The 17,908-nt window shown below is 63.6% G+C and carries 16 protein-coding genes and 1 tRNA gene; 15 read left to right on the top strand and 2 right to left on the bottom strand.

Translation table 11 applies throughout. The annotated features are described in order from the left end of the window. Positions 1 to 17 precede the first annotated feature (17 nt). A complete protein-coding gene (gene aroC, locus QCE69_RS05040; RefSeq protein ID WP_309929711.1) occupies positions 18 to 1,124 on the top strand; it encodes a chorismate synthase in 1,107 nt (368 codons plus the stop codon). A 91-nt stretch (positions 1,125 to 1,215) separates the two neighbouring features. Here aroC and QCE69_RS05045 read toward each other — a convergent pair whose 3' ends face one another. Then, positions 1,216 to 2,889: an electron transfer flavoprotein-ubiquinone oxidoreductase gene (locus QCE69_RS05045; protein WP_309915218.1), complete on the bottom strand. Its 1,674-nt coding sequence runs from the start codon at positions 2,887 to 2,889 to the stop codon at positions 1,216 to 1,218. 208 nt (positions 2,890 to 3,097) lie between these two features. On the opposite strand from QCE69_RS05045, the gene QCE69_RS05050 reads away from it, so the two are divergent. Continuing rightward, on the top strand, positions 3,098 to 3,871 hold the full coding sequence (locus tag QCE69_RS05050; RefSeq protein ID WP_309808008.1) for an SDR family oxidoreductase: 774 nt from the start codon (positions 3,098 to 3,100) through the stop codon (positions 3,869 to 3,871). 59 nt (positions 3,872 to 3,930) lie between these two features. Beyond that, positions 3,931 to 4,368 carry a thioesterase family protein gene (locus tag QCE69_RS05055; RefSeq protein ID WP_309915221.1) on the top strand — a complete coding sequence of 146 codons (438 nt, stop codon included), beginning with the start codon at positions 3,931 to 3,933 and terminating at the stop codon, positions 4,366 to 4,368. 9 nt (positions 4,369 to 4,377) lie between these two features. Here QCE69_RS05055 and QCE69_RS05060 read toward each other — a convergent pair whose 3' ends face one another. Further along, positions 4,378 to 4,923, bottom strand: coding sequence for a LuxR C-terminal-related transcriptional regulator (locus tag QCE69_RS05060; RefSeq protein WP_309915224.1), 546 nt, complete (start codon positions 4,921 to 4,923; stop codon positions 4,378 to 4,380). A 265-nt stretch (positions 4,924 to 5,188) separates the two neighbouring features. On the opposite strand from QCE69_RS05060, the gene QCE69_RS05065 reads away from it, so the two are divergent. From QCE69_RS05065 to pheT, 12 genes are all read left to right on the top strand, one after another. Then, on the top strand, positions 5,189 to 5,893 hold the full coding sequence (locus tag QCE69_RS05065) for a CoA transferase subunit A (RefSeq protein ID WP_309929713.1): 705 nt from the start codon (positions 5,189 to 5,191) through the stop codon (positions 5,891 to 5,893). Between the two features lie 2 nt (positions 5,894 to 5,895). Continuing rightward, positions 5,896 to 6,537 carry a CoA transferase subunit B gene (locus tag QCE69_RS05070; protein ID WP_309929714.1) on the top strand — a complete coding sequence of 214 codons (642 nt, stop codon included), beginning with the start codon at positions 5,896 to 5,898 and terminating at the stop codon, positions 6,535 to 6,537. A gap of 191 nt (positions 6,538 to 6,728) precedes the next feature. Further along, positions 6,729 to 7,649, top strand: a complete 921-nt coding sequence (locus tag QCE69_RS05075) for an alpha/beta hydrolase (RefSeq protein WP_309915234.1) — start codon at positions 6,729 to 6,731, stop codon at positions 7,647 to 7,649. A gap of 69 nt (positions 7,650 to 7,718) precedes the next feature. After that, positions 7,719 to 8,072, top strand: coding sequence for a RidA family protein (locus QCE69_RS05080; protein ID WP_309915238.1), 354 nt, complete (start codon positions 7,719 to 7,721; stop codon positions 8,070 to 8,072). A 35-nt stretch (positions 8,073 to 8,107) separates the two neighbouring features. Continuing rightward, positions 8,108 to 10,351 (top strand): bifunctional (p)ppGpp synthetase/guanosine-3',5'-bis(diphosphate) 3'-pyrophosphohydrolase, encoded by a 2,244-nt coding sequence (locus tag QCE69_RS05085; protein WP_309929716.1) that lies wholly within the window; start codon positions 8,108 to 8,110, stop codon positions 10,349 to 10,351. Between the two features lie 138 nt (positions 10,352 to 10,489). Continuing rightward, positions 10,490 to 10,566 (top strand) — tRNA-Val (locus QCE69_RS05090). A 306-nt stretch (positions 10,567 to 10,872) separates the two neighbouring features. Next, entirely contained in the window at positions 10,873 to 12,780 is a 1,908-nt protein-coding gene (gene thrS, locus QCE69_RS05095; protein ID WP_309915243.1) for a threonine--tRNA ligase, read from the top strand. 47 nt (positions 12,781 to 12,827) lie between these two features. After that, positions 12,828 to 13,355, top strand: a complete 528-nt coding sequence (infC, locus tag QCE69_RS05100) for a translation initiation factor IF-3 (RefSeq protein WP_075583873.1) — start codon at positions 12,828 to 12,830, stop codon at positions 13,353 to 13,355. A 231-nt stretch (positions 13,356 to 13,586) separates the two neighbouring features. After that, a complete protein-coding gene (gene rpmI / locus QCE69_RS05105) occupies positions 13,587 to 13,784 on the top strand; it encodes a 50S ribosomal protein L35 (RefSeq protein WP_004191477.1) in 198 nt (65 codons plus the stop codon). Between the two features lie 26 nt (positions 13,785 to 13,810). After that, the gene (gene rplT / locus QCE69_RS05110; RefSeq protein ID WP_008350196.1) at positions 13,811 to 14,170 is read left to right on the top strand and encodes a 50S ribosomal protein L20; all 360 of its coding nucleotides are present in this window, start codon (positions 13,811 to 13,813) and stop codon (positions 14,168 to 14,170) included. 194 nt (positions 14,171 to 14,364) lie between these two features. Next, positions 14,365 to 15,378: a phenylalanine--tRNA ligase subunit alpha gene (pheS, locus tag QCE69_RS05115; RefSeq protein WP_309915249.1), complete on the top strand. Its 1,014-nt coding sequence runs from the start codon at positions 14,365 to 14,367 to the stop codon at positions 15,376 to 15,378. A gap of 83 nt (positions 15,379 to 15,461) precedes the next feature. After that, a complete protein-coding gene (gene pheT, locus QCE69_RS05120; protein ID WP_309929719.1) occupies positions 15,462 to 17,894 on the top strand; it encodes a phenylalanine--tRNA ligase subunit beta in 2,433 nt (810 codons plus the stop codon). Positions 17,895 to 17,908: the final 14 nt, after the last annotated feature.

The raw sequence follows: 17,908 nt of genomic DNA on the forward strand, positions 1-17,908 counted from the left end.
TTATCAGGTCGACGCTCATGTCCGGCAATACCCTTGGCACGCTCTTTACCGTCACGAACTTCGGCGAATCGCACGGTCCGGCGATCGGCTGCGTGATCGACGGCTGCCCGCCCGGCATGGCGCTCACCGAAGCCGACATCCAGATCGAGCTGGATCGCCGCCGCCCCGGCACGTCGCGGCACGTGACGCAGCGTCAGGAACCCGACCAGGTCGAGATTCTTTCCGGCGTGTTCGAAGGCGTGACCACGGGCACGCCCATCGCGCTCCTGATCCGCAATACCGACCAGCGCAGCAAGGACTACGGCAACATCGCGCAGAGCTTCCGTCCCGGTCATGCGGACTACACGTACCTGCAGAAATACGGCGTGCGCGACTATCGGGGCGGCGGCCGTTCGTCGGCGCGTCTCACTGCGCCGACCGTGGCCGCGGGCGCCGTCGCGAAGAAATGGTTGCGCGAGAAGTTCGGCCTCGAGACGCGCGGCTGCATGAGCGCGCTGGGCGAAGTGGCGATTCCGTTCGAAAGCTGGGAGCACGTGCGGGAGAACCCGTTCTTCTCGCCGAACGCGCAGATCGTGCCGCAGCTCGAGGAATACATGGACAACCTGCGCCGCGACGGCGATTCGGTTGGCGCGCGCATCGAGGTGGTGGCGAGCGGCGTGCCGGTGGGTCTCGGCGAGCCGCTGTACGACCGGCTCGACGCGGACATCGCCCACGCGATGATGGGCCTCAATGCCGTAAAGGCCGTGGAGATCGGCGCGGGCTTCGCGAGCGTCGCGCAACGCGGTTCGCAGCACGGCGACGAGATGTCGCCCGAAGGCTTCGCCACCAACAACGCCGGCGGCATTCTCGGCGGCATTTCAAGTGGGCAGGACATCACGGTGTCCATCGCGATCAAGCCGACGTCGAGCATCCGTACGCCGCGCCAGTCCATCGACAAGGACGGCGCGCCCGCCACCGTCGAAACCTTTGGCCGTCACGATCCGTGCGTCGGCATCCGCGCCACGCCGATTGCCGAAGCGCTGCTCGCGCTGGTGCTGATGGACCACGCGCTGCGGCATCGCGCGCAATGCGGCGACGTCGTGGTGGGCACGCCGAAGATCGCGGCTCAGGCGCCGTCGAAGTAGGCGGCAGGAGCGAACCTGAAATGAGAAACGGGCGCCATGGCGCCCGTTTTCTTTCGCTCGAACGATGCAGCCGGAACCCGGCCGCACGCCATCACATGTTCGGATAGTTCGGGCCGCCGCCGCCTTCCGGCGTGACCCACACGATGTTCTGCGTCGGATCCTTGATGTCGCACGTCTTGCAGTGCACGCAGTTCTGCGCGTTGATCTGCAGGCGTTCGTTGCCGTCGTCGCCCTTCACGAATTCATACACGGCCGCCGGACAGTAGCGGCTTTCCGGGCCCGCATAGGTGCGCAGGTTGACATCGACCGGCACCTTCGGGTCCTTGAGCGTCAGGTGCGCCGGCTGATTCTCCTCATGGTTCGTGTTCGAGATGAACACGGACGAGAGCCGGTCGAAGGTGAGCTTGCCGTCGGGCTTCGGATAGACGATTGGCTTGCACTGCGAAGCCGGCTTCAGCATCTCGTGATCCCAGTGCTGATGGTGCAGCGTCCAGGGCACGTTGCCGCCCATCACCTTCTGCTCCAGGCCCACCATGAAGGTGCCGAGGTACAGGCCCTTGCTCATCCACTGCTTGAAATTGCGCGCCCGATACAGCTCCGTCTTGAGCCACGAGCTCTCGAACGCTTCCGGATAGGCCGTGAGTTCGTCGTTCTGGCGGCCGGCCTGCACGGCGTCGAACGCGGCTTCGGCGGCCATCTTGCCGGACTTGATCGCCGCGTGGCTGCCCTTGATGCGCGAGGCGTTCAGGAAGCCGGCGTCATCGCCCGCCAGCGCGCCGCCCGGGAAGCTCAGCTTCGGCAGCGACATCAGCCCGCCCGCGGTGATCGCGCGCGCGCCGTAGGAAATGCGCTTGCCGCCTTCGAGGAACGCGCGGATCGACGGATGGGTCTTGTAGCGCTGGAATTCCTCGAACGGCGACAGATACGGATTCGAATACCCCAGCCCGACGACGAAGCCCACCACCACCTGGTTGTTGTCCATGTGATAGAGGAACGAGCCGCCGTAGGTGTCCGGTTCGAGCGGCCAGCCGGCCGTGTGGATCACGAGGCCGGGCTTGTGCTTGACCGGATCGATTTCCCACAGCTCCTTGATGCCGATGCCGTACACCTGCGGATCGGCATTGCGGTTCAGCTTGTACTTGTCGATCAGCTGGCGGCCGAGATGCCCGCGCGCGCCTTCGCAGAACAGCGTGTACTTCGCGTGCAGTTCCATGCCGAGCTGGAAGTTCTCGGTCGGCTGGCCGTCCTTGCCGACGCCCATGTTGCCCGTGACCACGCCGCGCACCGAACCGTCGTCCGCATACAGCACTTCGGCTGCCGGAAAGCCCGGAAAGATCTCGACGCCCAGCGCCTCGGCCTGCTGGCCCAGCCAGCGCGTGACGTTGGCGAGCGAAATCACGTAGTTGCCGTGATTCTTGAAGTTGTCGGGAAGCAGCCAGTTCGGCACCTGCTTCGCGTCGTTCTGGGACAGGAACAGGAAGCGGTCCTCGGTCACCTCGACGTCGAGCGGCGCGCCTTTTTCCTTCCAGTCGGGAATCAGTTCTGCAAGCCCGCGCGGGTCCATCACCGCCCCGGACAGGATGTGCGCACCGACCTCCGAGCCTTTCTCCAGCACGCACACGCCGATCTCGACGCCTTTTTCTTCCGCCAGTTGCTTTAACCGGATGGCCGCCGACAAACCGGCTGGCCCACCGCCGACGATCACGACGTCGTATTCCATCGATTCGCGGGGACCGTACTGCTCGATGAGGCTCGCCGGGGTCATCAATGCTCCTCTGTACTTTAGAATGCCCTTTCGGGTTCGGGGATCGCGTATTGTCGGGGAAGCTCAGGCAGCCCGCAACCGATGCTCGTTATATTCGCACGAACGTACTATTATGGCGGCGCCTGTGCCATCGGTGCCGACGCTGATGGCTTGCGGCGCACGCCCGGTGCGCCGTCGAGGCTGAATCCACCCTGGAAAAGGAAGCACAATGGGCCGTTCGATCAACCTGGAAGGCAAGGTCGCGCTGATTACCGGCGCGTCCAGTGGTTTGGGCAAACGTTTCGCGCAGGTGCTGTCGCAGGCGGGGGCCAAGGTGGTGCTCGCGAGCCGCCGCACGGAGCGGCTGAAGGAATTGCGCGCGGAGATCGAGGCGTCGGGCGGCGCGGCGCACGTGGTCTCGCTCGACGTGACGGATTACCAGAGCGTCAAGTCCGCCGTGGCGCATGCCGAGACGGAAGCCGGCACCATCGACATCCTGGTGAACAACTCGGGCGTCTCCACCACGCAGAAACTCACCGACGTCACGCCCGCCGACTTCGAATTCGTTTTCGGCACGAATGTGCGCGGAGCGTTCTTCGTCGCGCAGGAAGTGGCCAAGCGCATGATCATGCGCGGCAACGGCGCCGCGAAACCGGCGTACCGGATCATCAACATCGCCTCGGTGGCGGGGCTGCGGGTGTTTCCGCAGATCGGCGTCTATTCGATGAGCAAGGCCGCCGTCGTGCAGATGACGAAGTCCATGGCGCTCGAATGGGGCCGCCACGGCATCAATGTCAACGCCATCTGCCCGGGTTATATCGACACCGAGATCAATCACCACCACTGGAAGACCGAGCAGGGGCAGAAGCTCATGTCGATGCTGCCGCGCCGGCGCGTCGGCACGCCGAACGATCTCGACGGCCTGCTGCTCCTGCTGGCCGCCGACGAATCGCAGTTCATGAACGGCGCCGTGATTTCCGCGGACGACGGTTTCTCGGTCTGAGCGCGGCCCTTCCACTTTCAGTCAACCAGGCCGTCATACGGCAACAGGTAACGCAGTCAATGAGCAGCGAGCAAAGCTTCCGCACCGTCATCGAATTACCCATGCCGATCCGCTGGGGCGACATGGACGCCTTCGGGCACGTCAACAACACCGTCTATTTCCGCTACATGGAGCAGGTGCGGATTTCTTGGTTCGAGCAACTGGGCATCGTGGGCGGCCACGGCGCGGGGCAGGGGCCGGTGATCGTGAACGCGTCGATGGAATTTCTCCGGCAACTGCACTATCCCGGCGACGTGATCGGCCGGATGTCGGTCGGCCAGCCGGGACGCAGCAGCTTCGACACGCATTTCGAGCTGGTGCGCGCCGATGCGCCCGACACGCTGGTCGCGCGCGGTGCGGCGAAGATCGTGTGGATCGAGTACGCGGCGGGCAAGTCGGCGCCGCTGCCGGAGGCGCTGCGCCGCGTGATCGAGACGGGTGTGTCCGTCGCGCTGTGAGTCCGTGGGTCAGGTGCCGAGCAGCCGTTGGAGCAATTCGGTGGCGTTGCCGGTGTCGTACTTGCGCATGAGTCGCGCGCGATAGATGTCGACGGTGCGCGGGCTGATGTCGAGCACGCGGCCGATCTGCTTGCTGGTCTTGCCGGTCACGAGCTGCGCGGCGATCTCCCGTTCGCGCGGCGTCAGTTCGATGGCGACCCGCCGCGTCGCGCTCAGGTCCTCGAAGGTCCAGACGCCGGCTGCGTGCGGCGTGGCGCGGTCGAGCGCGCGGCCGGTCACGTGGCACCAGAAGAGCTCGCCATTGTTGCGCTTCATGATGCGGTCGTCGCTGTAGGTGCCTTCCTTGCTGATGTGCGCGGCGATCCGCTCGCCGATCCGCGCGAATTCGTCCGGCGACGGATACAGCACCTCGAACGACTGGCCGATGAGCGCCTCGCGCGCAAAGCCGAAGATCGCGCAGAGCTGCGCGTTGCAGTCCTCGATCGCGCGCTCGCGCGAGAGCACGAGCCCGACGGGCGCGAGATGAAACGCGGTTTGATAGTCCAGTGCAGGCATGTGATCCGGGCGCCCGGGCGCTTGGCGCGGCGCGGCTGACGGGGCCGGGAACCAAACGCGCGCGGGCAATGACTTATGTATTTTTGCGTATTGTGCCGGATCAGCCGGGCAGCGTACTCTTTCGCCACGCTTCTGCCTCGCCAGCAGGCCGTCCGCGCGTCGGGTGACAGCGTCGTGACGGTTCACAAGCCGACGGATCAAGGCCGGTGCAAAACCGCTCAACAGCCGTTTCTCAGTTGGTTTCACACATGGAAGGGACACACAGATGAACAAGGTCTATCCCAGCGCGAAAGCCGCGCTCGAGGACATCGTCAAGGACGGGCAGACATTCGCCGTCGGCGGTTTCGGGCTGTGCGGCATTCCCGAGGCGCTGATCGCCGCATTGCGCGACACCGGCGTGAAGGGCATCACCTGCATCAGCAATAACGCGGGCGTCGACGGCTTCGGTCTCGGGCAACTGCTCGAAACTCGCCAGGTCAAGAAGATGATTTCTTCCTACGTCGGCGAGAACAAGGAGTTCGAACGGCAATACCTGGCCGGCGAACTCGAACTCGAATTCACGCCGCAGGGCACGCTGGCCGAAAAGCTGCGCGCGGGCGGCGCGGGTATCCCGGCCTTCTTCACCAACACCGGCTTCGGCACCGTGATCGCGGAAGGCAAGGAAACGCGCCAGTTCGGCGAGAACCACTACGTGCTCGAACATTCGCTGACGGCGGATGTCGCGCTCGTGAAGGCGTGGAAGGCCGACAAGTCCGGCAACCTGATCTACCGCCGCACGGCGCGCAACTTCAACCCGATGTGCGCGATGGCCGGCAAGATCACGGTGGTGGAAGTGGAAGAGATCGTCGAGGTGGGCGAGCTCGATCCGGACGCCATCCACACGCCCGGCATCTTCGTGCAGCGCCTCGTGCTGAACGCACAGCCCGAGAAGCGCATCGAACAACGCATCGTCCGCGCGAAAGGAGATTAATCATGGCTTGGACTCGTGACCAGATGGCCGCGCGCGCGGCGCAGGAACTGCAGGACGGCTTCTACGTGAACCTGGGCATCGGCCTGCCGACGCTCGTCGCCAATCACGTGCCGGACGGCATGGAAGTGTGGCTGCAATCGGAGAACGGCTTGCTGGGCATCGGCCCGTCGCCGTATGAAGACGAAGTGGACGCCGACCTCATCAACGCCGGCAAGCAGACCGTGACCACCTTGCCGGGCTCGTCGATTTTTTCGTCGGCGGATTCGTTCGCGATGATTCGCGGCGGCCACATCAACCTGGCGATCCTGGGCGCCATGCAGATCAGCAAGAAGGGCGACCTGGCCAACTGGATGATCCCCGGCAAGATGATCAAGGGCATGGGCGGCGCGATGGACCTGGTCGCCGGCGTCAAGAAGGTGGTCGTGCTGATGGAGCACGTCGCCAAGGGCGACCAGCACAAGATCCTCGAAGAATGCTCGTTGCCGCTGACGGGCGTGGGCGTCGTGGACCGCATCATCACGGATCTCGGCGTGATCGACGTCACGGAGAACGGACTGCGGCTGGTCGAGCTTGCGGACGGCGTGTCGGTTGAGGAAATCCAGCAGAAGACGGGTGCGCCGCTGGATGTCTCGGGCGTGAAGTGACGCGCGGGCAAGCGGTTTAAGCGCCGGATCTCGAACGGGCGCGGCTTTCGGGCTGCGCCCGTTTTGCTTTTCGCGCCGATGGTTCGTTCAGGGTCGTCCGTTCGGCCAGCGGGATTCCGGAGGACGCCACGCGCCGTACAATCGTTGCAATCCAAGTCACCAACCGCAATCTCATTCGCGAGGACCGCTTCATGACCGCACCGATCGTCGTCGAACCCGTTCACCCGGAGCTGGGCGAGCCGCGCCAGCGCTTCGTGCAATGCGCGAGTCCGGGCGGGCTGCATCGCGTGGCGTACACGGAATGGGGCGATCCGTCGAACCCGCGCGTGCTGCTCTGCGTGCATGGCCTCACGCGCTCGGGGCGCGACTTCGACAAGCTCGCGAAGGCGTTCGCCCATGAGTATCGGGTCGTGTGTCCGGATGTCGTCGGGCGCGGGCTCTCAGGCTGGCTGGCGGATCCGCGTTACTACGGCGTGCCGCAATACGTCGCGGACATGGTCACGCTGATCGCGCGGCTCAACGTGGAGACGGTGGACTGGTTCGGCACGTCGATGGGCGGACTGATCGGCATGGCGCTCGGCGGACTGCCGGACTCGCCCATCCGCAAGCTGCTCCTGAACGATGTCGGGCCGCATATCGAGCCGGTCGCGCTCGGAAGGATCGGCGAATATCTGGGCAAGCCGGCGCGCTTTGCTTCCCTCGAAGAGGGCGTGCGGCGCGCGGCGGAACTCGCGGCGAGCTTCGGGCCGCTCAGCGACGCGGAATGGACCAGCATCAACACGCCGCTGCTGCGCGAGCGCGACGGCGCGTGGACCTTCCACTACGACCCGGCCATTGCCACGCCGTTCGCGTCGGTGACCGAGGAGCAGGCCGCCGCGTATGAGGCGTTCCTGTGGCATTCGGTAGCGTGCATCGCCTCGCCGGTTTTGGTCGTACGCGGCGAGACTTCTGATCTGCTGTCGCGCGAAACCGTCGAGCGGATGGTGAAGACGGGGCAAGCGGTGACGAGCGTCGAGATTCCCGGCGTGGGCCACGCGCCGGCGTTTCTTGCCGACGATCAAATCGCCATTGCCAAAGGGTTCTTTCTGGGCGATAGCGGCAGCGGGGCATAATATCGGGCTTGGCCGAAGCCGCACAGCTTCATCGATCCCATCTCCATCAACCATCGTCAGGAACCCATCATGGCAGTCATTCGTCATCACGTCGGCCCGCGTCTGTCCGAAACCGCCATTCATAACGGTACGGTCTATCTCGCCGGCCAGATCGCCGAGGACACGGACCAGGACATCACCGGCCAGACGCGTGAGGTGCTCGGCCACATCGACCGTCTGCTGGAAGAGGCCAACAGCGACAAGGCGCATTTGCTGTCGGTGCAGATCTATATCTCCGATCTCGTGCACTTCGCCGGCATGAACGCGGTGTGGGATGCGTGGGTTGCCGACGGCAACGCGCCGCCGCGCGCCACCGTCGAGGCCAAGTTGGCCAATCCGGCGTGCCTCGTCGAAGTCGTCGTGGTCGCGGCGCAGCGCACCTGAACCTTCGTATCGGCTGAAGCAGTCGCATTTCCCGCATGAGCGAGACCGCCGTTCCCACCGAGACCTGGCCCGAGCCGTCGATCGACGACGCGCTCGCGTTCGTGCACGAGCACGCGCGGGACGCCCGGCTGTCGACGGGCGAACTGCTCGCGGAGCACGCGGTGGGCACCGCACGCATCATGCAGACGCTCAATGTCGATGCGCACGCGGTCGCGGCGGCGGCGCTGTTCGCGCTGGCGCCGCATCTGGACGATCCCGAGAAGCTCATCACCGAGCGCTTCGGTCCGGAAGTGCAGCGTCTCGTCGGCGATGTCCGAAAGCTGTTGCGGCTCGGTTCCGTCAGCTCGCGCGCCACGCTGGCCGAGTTTCCCGATACCCGCGACGCACAGGCGGCCCGCCGCGCGCAGGTCGAGTCGCTGCGCAAGATGCTGCTGGCATTCGCGCAGGACATTCGCGTGGTGCTGATCCGGCTGGCGTCGCGGGTGCAGACCTTGCGCTTTCATGCCGCGCACAAGATCGATCCGCCGCCGGACGTGCCGCGCGAAACCCTCGAGATCTACGCGCCGCTCGCCAACCGGCTTGGCATCTGGCAACTGAAGTGGGAGCTGGAAGACCTCTCGTTCCGCTTCCAGGATCCGGTCACGTACAAGCGTATCGCGAAGCTGCTCGACGAAAAGCGCGTCGAACGCGAAAGCTATGTGACCGAGGCGATCGCGCGCCTGCAGCGCGAGCTGGACACCGCGCACATCAAGGCTGAAGTGAGCGGCCGGCCGAAGCACATCTACAGCATCTGGAAGAAGATGCGCGGCAAGCATCTCGACTTCTCGGAGCTGAACGACGTGCGCGCGTTTCGCGTGATCGTCGGCGACATCAAGGATTGCTACACCGTGCTCGGCATCGTGCATAACCTGTGGCAGCCGGTTCCGCGCGAGTTCGACGACTACATTTCCCGGCCCAAGCCGAACGGCTACAAGTCGCTGCACACGGTCGTGATCGGCGACGACGGGCGGGCCTTCGAAGTGCAGATCCGCACGCAGGAAATGCATCAGTTCGCCGAGTACGGCGTGGCGGCGCACTGGCGCTACAAGGAAGCGGGCGCGCGCGGTTACGCGGGGCAGGTGACCGCGAGCGAGAAATACGACGAGAAGATCGCGTGGCTGCGTCAGCTGCTGGCCTGGAAGGACGACGTGGAAGGCGAGGGCGACGGCGATGCGGAAGCGGAAAAGCGCGGCTGGCAGCATCTGCGCGACGCCACGCTCGACGACGACCACATTTACGTGCTGACGCCGCAGGCCCGCGTGATCGCGCTGCCGCACGGCGCGACGCCTGTCGATTTCGCTTATCACCTGCACAGCGAGCTGGGGCATCGTTGTCGTGGCGCACGTGTCGACGGCGCAATGGTGCCGCTCAATACGCAGCTGCAAAACGGCCAGACAGTCGAGATCGTCGCGGTGAAGGAGGGCGGCCCCTCGCGCGACTGGCTCAACCCGCAGCTCGGCTATCTGCACAGCCCGCGGGCGCGGCAGAAGGTGCGCTCGTGGTTCCTTGCGGCGGATGCGGCGGAGACCATCGCGGCGGGCCGGACGATCGTTGAAAAGACACTGCAGCGAGAAGGCAAGACGTCCGTCAGCCTCGATCAACTCGCCACGAAGCTCGGCTTCAAGACGCCGGAGGAGTTGTACGCGGTCGTCGGCAAGGACGAGTTCAGCCTGCGCAACATCGAGCAGGCGCTCTCCGACGCGCCGCCGCCCGAGCCCGAACCGGAAGCGCCCGAGCAGTTCGAGAAGCGCAGCAGCGGGCAGAGCGTGGCTCATGGCGCGTCGACGGGCGTGCTCGTCGTCGGCGTCGATGCCTTGCTGACGCAATTGGCGCGCTGCTGCCGGCCCGCGCCGCCGGACCCGATCGCCGGATTCGTGACGCGCGGCAAAGGCATGTCGGTCCATCGCACCGACTGCACGACCTTCAAGCGCATGGCGCAGCGCTCGCCGGAGCGCGTGCTGCATACGACCTGGTCGGCGGAGGTGATGAACGGGCGCGGCTCGTCGGTTTATCCGGTGGATCTGTCGGTGGAGTCGACCGACCGGCAAGGCTTGCTGCGGGATATCTCGGAAGTGTTCGCGCGCGAGAAGATCAACGTGATCGGCGTGAAGAGCCAGAGCCGCCGCAATGTCGCGTACATGCAGTTCACGGTGGAAGTGTCGAGCGCGGCACAGATCCAGCGCGCCTGCACGTTGCTGGGCGAAGTGCCGGGCGTGATCCGGGCGTCGCGGCGGGCGTGAGTGCCGTCTCAGTGAATTCCGCCTGACTTGCCGCAGCGGAATTCACCGAAAGATCCGCGGTTCGGCGAATAAACTTGAAGTTTCTCCGGACAAACCCTTGCCAAGGTTCGAAATACTCCATATAATCTCACTTCTTTCAGGCTCGTAGCTCAGCTGGTTAGAGCACCACCTTGACATGGTGGGGGTCGTTGGTTCGAGTCCAATCGAGCCTACCAACGAAAAAGAAGGCTTGCGGACTCCGGTCCGCGGGTTTTCAAACCGCGAAGGGCGTCTGAATGGCGCTCAGTGCAAAAGGCGAATGAAAATGGCACGTCGAACGTTGACCGAAACAGTTTCGGAGCGACGCTAGTCGAGGACCTAATTCGCCTTCTGCCAAATTGTTTCGCGGTCAGTGTGAAAAGTGAATGCGGCCCCTCGATAGCGGGGCCGCATTTTTTTTGTCTCCCGATTTCTCAACGTGAGATCGCGAGGCAAGCCTCAAACGACATCGCCCGGCGTGCGCCGGCGTTCTGGAGAACGATATGGTTTCGGTACGTTTGCCTGATGGGTCGGTCCGTCAATACGACCACCCGGTGACCGTCGCGGAAGTCGCGGCATCGATCGGTGCGGGCCTCGCCAAGGCCGCGCTCGCCGGCAAGCTCAACGGCGAACTCGTCGATACCTCCTTCCTGATCGACCGCGACGCGTCGCTTGCCATCGTCACCGACAAGGACCCGGAAGGCGTCGATGTCGTGCGCCACTCTACCGCGCACTTGCTGGCGTATGCGGTGAAGGACCTGTTCCCCGAGGCGCAGGTGACCATCGGACCGGTCATCGACAACGGCTTCTACTACGACTTCTCCTACAGCCGGCCGTTTACCCCCGAAGATCTCGAAAAGATCGAAAAGCGCATGCAGGAACTCGTCAAGAAGGACGAGCCGGTGTCGCGCCGCGTGGTGTCGCGCAACGAGGCCGTCGAGTACTTCAAGAGCATCGGCGAGAAGTACAAGGCCGAGATCATCGAGTCGATCCCTGAAAGCGACGAAATCAAGCTGTATTCGCACGGCGGTTTCACCGACCTGTGCCGCGGGCCGCACGTGCCGTCCACCGGCAAGCTCAAGGTCTTCAAGCTGATGAAGCTTGCGGGCGCCTACTGGCGTGGCGACTCGAAGAACGAGCAGCTGCAGCGCATCTACGGCACCGCCTGGACCAAAAAGGAAGACCAGGAAGCCTATCTGCACATGCTGGAAGAAGCCGAGAAGCGCGATCACCGCAAGCTCGGCAAGCAACTCGACCTGTTCCATCTGCAGGACGAGGCGCCCGGCATGGTGTTCTGGCATCCGAAGGGCTGGTCGCTGTGGCAGCAGGTCGAGCAATACATGCGCCGTCGTGTGAACGAGGCCGGCTATCTCGAGATCAAGACCCCGATGGTCATGGACCGTTCGCTGTGGGAAGCCTCGGGTCACTGGCAGAACTATCGTGAAAACATGTTCACGACCGAGTCGGAAAAGCGCGACTACGCCATCAAGCCGATGAACTGCCCGGGTCACGTGCAGGTGTTCAATCACGGCCTGCGCTCGTACCGCGATCTGCCGTTGCGCTATGCGGAGTTCGGATCGTGCCACCGCAACGAGCCGTCGGGCGCGCTGCACGGCCTGATGCGCGTGCGCGGCTTCGTTCAGGACGATGCGCACATCTTCTGTACCGAAGATCAATTCATCGCGGAGTCCATCGCGTTCAACACGCTGGCCATGAGCGTGTACAAGGATTTCGGCTTCGATCACATCGCCATCAAGCTGTCGCTGCGCCCTGAACAGCGCGCGGGCAGCGATGAAACCTGGGATCGCGCGGAGCAAGGTCTGCGCGAGGCACTGACCGCATGCGGTCTGGAATGGGAAGAGCTCGAAGGCGAGGGCGCGTTCTACGGTCCGAAGATCGAGTACCACATCAAGGATGCGCTGGGCCGTTCGTGGCAATGCGGCACCCTGCAGCTCGACATGGTGTTGCCGGAGCGTCTGGGCGCCGAATATGTCGCCGAGGACAACAGCCGCCGGCGTCCGGTGATGCTCCATCGTGCAATCGTCGGGTCAATGGAGCGTTTCCTCGGGATTCTGATCGAACACCACGCCGGCGCCATGCCGCCGTGGCTCGCGCCGACGCAGGCAGTCGTGCTCAATATTGCCGAAAGTCAGGCAGAATATGCCGCGAATCTGACCCAATCGTTGCAAAAACAAGGGCTTAGAGTCGAGTGCGATTTGCGCAATGAGAAGATTAGCTATAAAATACGCGAGCACACGCTGCAGAAGGTGCCGTATTTGCTGGTTGTCGGTGACAAGGAGCGTGAGGCGCAAACCGTAGCCGTGCGTGCTCGTGGCGGTGTCGATCTGGGCGTGATGCCGGTCGACGCATTTCTGGAGCGTCTGCAGCAGGATGTGCGGGCGTTCAGGTAAGTCACTCGCAGCGCGGCTTGTTTTTTAATTTTTAGAGGAAACGTAACATCGCTACTGATAAGTCGTCACATCGCATCAACGGTGAAATTACCGCACCGGAAGTGCGCTTGGTCGGAGTGGACAACGAGCCGCTCGGAATCGTGAAACTGGCCGAGGCGTTCCGTCAATCGGAACAGCTCGATGTCGATCTCGTCGAAATCGCGCCGCAGGCTTCTCCGCCTGTCTGCCGTTTGATGGATTACGGCAAGTTCAAATACTCGGAAGCGAAGAAGCAACACGAGGCGAAGCTCAAGCAGAAGATCGTGCAGGTGAAGGAAGTCAAATTCCGCCCCGGCACGGATGACGGTGACTACAACGTCAAGCTGCGCAACCTCACCCGCTTCCTCGAAGACGGCGACAAGACGAAAATCACATTGCGTTTCCGCGGTCGTGAAATGGCGCACCAGGAAATCGGCATGCGCATGCTGGAACGGTTGAAGTCGGATCTCGACGAATTCGGCCAGGTCGAGCAGATGCCGAAGATGGAAGGGCGTCAGATGATCATGGTGCTGGCCCCGAAGAAGAAGGGCAAGTAACCTCAAGCAACAAGCAATGGATCGCGCGCCGTCGAATGGCGGTCGGTGCGGCATTGCCGGCAGTTTCAGGCCGGCGTCATCTCGGTGACGCCGGTCATGCAAAGCGGCGACTCTTTACCGAGTCGTCTGCAAACAAGTGGCGCGTGGGTTTCGAAGGGCGGGAAGGGGTCTTGGCCAGCATGGACGGATCAGCCGCACACCCATGACCATCTAATAAACTGGAGTAGTTTCATGCCGAAGATGAAGACCAAGAAGAGCGCTGCAAAGCGCTTCGTGGTGCGTCCGGGCGGTACCGTCAAGCGCGGTCAAGCGTTCAAGCGCCACATTCTTACCAAGAAAACCACCAAGAACAAACGCCATCTGCGTGGCGCCACGGCCGTTCATGATTCCGATCTGAACTCCGTCCGCGCAATGCTGCCGTTCGCCTAACCTCAACTTAACTTAAGGAGCGCAACATGCCTCGAGTAAAACGTGGGGTTACCGCACGGGCCCGTCACAAGAAGATCATCCGTCTGGCCAAGGGTTACCGCGGCCGTCGCAATAACGTCTATCGCATCGCCAAGCAGGCGGTCATGCGCGCTGGCCAATACGCCTACCGCGACCGCCGCAACAAGAAGCGTGTGTTCCGCGCACTGTGGATCACGCGTATCAACGCGGCGGTGCGTCAGCATGACATGACCTACAGCGTGTTCATCAACGGCCTGAAGAAGGCGTCGATCGAACTCGACCGCAAGGTGCTGGCTGACATGGCTGTGTTCGACAAGGCTGCTTTTGCTGCGATCGTGAAGCAGGTGAAAGCCGCCGTTGCAGCCTAATTGCGAAATTAGTACTGCGTGGTTCGCCTTCTCGTCGCCGGGTTGTTGACGGCGGCGCGAAGGCAGAAAACGGGGCTCTCACCGAGCCCCGTTTTTGTTGGTCGGACGGTTTTGCACATCGCATGCGCGCGTATCGGCGTGGATGAGCAAAACCGAACCTCTGTTTGAACTTCGACGTTAAGAAGATGGGATCAATGGATCTGGATCAGATTGTCGCGGACGCGAAAAGCGCCTTTGAACACGCCACCGACGCCAACACGCTCGAAAACGAGAAAGCGCGCTTTCTCGGCAAGTCGGGCGCGCTGACCGACTTGCTGAAGGGTCTGGGCAAGCTCGATCCCGAAGCGAAGAAGACCGAAGGCGCGCGCATCAACCAGGCAAAGCAGCAAGTCGAAGCCGCGCTGAACGCCCGCCGCCAGGCGCTGGCCGACGCGTTGCTCAACCAGCGTCTTGCGGCAGAAGCCATCGACGTCACGTTGCCCGGCCGCGGCGCCGGCGCCGGCACGCTGCATCCGGTGATGCGCACGTGGGAGCGCGTCGAGCAGGTGTTCCGCTCGATCGGCTTCGACGTCGCCGACGGTCCCGAGATCGAAACCGACTGGTACAACTTCACCGCGTTGAACAGCCCGGAAAACCATCCGGCGCGCTCGATGCAGGACACGTTCTATGTCGACGGCCAGGATGCCGACGGCCGGCCGCTCCTGCTGCGCACGCACACGAGCCCGATGCAGGTGCGTTACGCGCGCATGAACAAGCCGCCCATCAAGGTGATCGTGCCGGGTCGCACCTACCGCGTGGACAGCGACGCCACGCACTCGCCGATGTTCAACCAGGTCGAAGGCCTGTGGATCGAAGAGAACATCAGCTTCGCCGACCTGAAGGGCGCCTACACCGATTTCCTGAAGAAGTTCTTCGAGCGCGACGACATTCTCGTGCGCTTCCGTCCGTCGTATTTTCCGTTCACGGAGCCGTCGGCCGAGATCGACATGATGTTCGAGCACGGCAAGAACGCGGGCAAATGGCTGGAAATCTCCGGCTCGGGCCAGGTGCATCCCACCGTCATCCGCAACATGGGCCTCGATCCGGAGCGCTATATCGGCTTTGCGTTCGGCAGCGGCCTCGAGCGCCTGACGATGCTGCGCTACGGCGTGCAGGACCTGCGTCTGTTCTTCGAGAACGACCTGCGTTTCCTGCGCCAGTTCGCCTGAAGCACGCACGGCCCGCGACGTCCGGCTGCTCGCACCCGCCGAAGCCGGACCCGAGACTCCAAACATTTCGAACGTAAACATCCATGCAATTCCCAGAATCCTGGCTCCGCAGTTTCGTCGATCCGCAGCTCTCCACCGACGAACTCGCGCACGCGCTGACCATGGCCGGCCTTGAAGTCGAAGACCTGCGGCCGGTTGCGCCGCCCACCACGAAGATCGTCGTGGGCCAGGTGCTCGAAGTCGCGAAGCATCCGAACGCGGACAAGCTCAACGTCTGCCAGGTCGATGCCGGCACGGGCGAGCAGCTGAACATCGTGTGCGGCGCGCCGAACGTGGCGCCGGGCATCAAGGTGCCGGTTGCGCTGATGGGCGCCGTGCTGCCGCCGGCCGAAGCGGGCGGCGAGCCGTTCGTGATCAAGCCCGCGAAGCTGCGCGGCGTCGATAGCCAGGGCATGCTGTGCTCGGCGCGCGAACTGAAGCTGTCGGAAGATCACAGCGGCCTGCTGATCCTGCCCGCCGATGCACAAGTCGGCCAGGACATCCGCGAGGCGCTCAATCTCGACGACACGGTCTTCGAGATCAAGCTCACGCCCAACAAGGCGGATTGCCTGTCGGTGTATGGCGTCGCGCGCGAAACGGCCGCGATCACCGGCGCGCCGCTGAAGGCGCTCGAGGTGCCGGCAGTCGAAGCCACGCTCGACGAAAAGCTGCCCGTGAAAATCCTCGCGCCTGACCTGTGCGGCCGCTTCTCCGGCCGCGTGATTCGCGGCGTGAACGCGCATGCGAAGACGCCGCAATGGATGGTCGAGCGGCTCGAACGCGCGGGCCAGCGCAGCATTTCCGCGCTCGTCGACATCTCGAACTACGTGATGCTCGAGCTCGGGCGTCCGTCGCACGTGTTCGATCTCGACAAGATCCATGGCGCGATCGAAGTGCGCTGGGGCAAGCAGGGCGAGTCGCTGAAGCTCTTGAACGGCAACACCGTCGAGCTCGATGAAACCGTCGGCGTGATCGCCGATGACCGTCATGTCGAAAGCCTCGCGGGCATCATGGGCGGCGACAGCACGGCGGTGTCGCTGGATACCACGAACATCTATCTCGAAGCCGCGTTCTGGTGGCCCGACGCCATTCGCGGCCGCGCGCGCAAGTACAACTTCTCGACCGATGCCGCGCATCGCTTCGAGCGCGGCGTCGATTATTCGACGACCGTCGAGCACATCGAAATCATCTCGCGCCTGATTCTGGACATCTGCGGCGGCGCGGCGGGTCCGGTCGACGACCAGATCGTCAACGTGCCCGAACGCAATCCGGTGGCGATGCGCGTGTCGCGCGCGCATCGCATCATTGGCGTGGAGATCGGCGCCGGGGAGATCGCGCAGATCTTCACGCGCCTGAACCTCGCGTTCGAGCGCGACGGCGATACCTTCAAGGTCACGCCGCCGCCGTATCGCTTCGACATCGAGATCGAGGAAGACCTGATCGAAGAAGTCGCGCGCATCTATGGTTTCGAAAAGATTCCGGCGCGTCCGCCGGTCGCGCACAGCGAAATGCGCCGCACCGACGAGACCCGCCGTTCGATCCACGTGCTGCGTCACGCGGTCGCCGCGCGCGATTACTCGGAGACGGTGAACTTCAGTTTCGTCGATGCCGAGTGGGAGAAGGACTTCGCTGGCAACGATCAGCCCATCAAGCTGCTGAACCCGATCGCGAGCCAGCTCTCGGTCATGCGCACGACGCTGTTCGGCAGCCTGATCGAAGTGCTGCGTCATAACCTGAACCGTCGCGCCGAGCGTATCCGCGTGTTCGAGGCGGGCCGCGTGTTTCATCGCGACGCGTCCGTGCAGGCAGGCGAACTCAGCGTGCAAGGCTATGCGCAGCCGAAGATGATCGGCGGCCTCGCATATGGCCCGGTCATCGAGGAGCAATGGGGCGCGGCTACGCGCAACGTCGACTTCTTCGACGTCAAGGGCGACGTCGAGGCGCTGTTCGCGCCGGTCGTGCCGCGTTTCGTGAAGGCCGAACATCCGGCGCTGCATCCGGGACGCAGCGCGCGTATCGAGGTGGCGGGGCGCGCGGTGGGCTGGATCGGCGAATTGCATCCGCGCTGGCTGCAAAAGTATGACCTTCCGCATGCGCCGGTCGTCTTCGAAGTCGATGCCGAAGCGTTGATGGAACGCGCGCTGCCGGCGACGTCCGAGGTGTCGAAATTCCCTCCGGTGCGACGCGATATCGCGGTCGTCGTGGATCAGGACGTGCCGGTTCGGGCGCTGCTCGACGAGCTCGAAAACGCCCGTTCGGAACCCGCCTGCAGGCACGTCACGAGGGTTGCGCTTTTCGACGAATTTCGTCCAAAATCAAATACTTCCGGAGGGTTGGGCGCGCACGAGAAAAGTCTTGCCTTCCGTGTAACGTTGCAAGATACTGGCGGCACGCTTCAGGACGAAACAGTCGATACGGCCATCAAAACCCTGGTGGATCGTCTGACTCGAGTACACGGCGCGCGATTGCGCGGATAGCCTTCCTCTGGAGT

Origin of the sequence: Caballeronia sp. LZ032 (assembly GCF_031451315.1) — a bacterium.
In the GTDB taxonomy this organism is placed as follows: Bacteria; Pseudomonadota; Gammaproteobacteria; order Burkholderiales; family Burkholderiaceae; genus Caballeronia.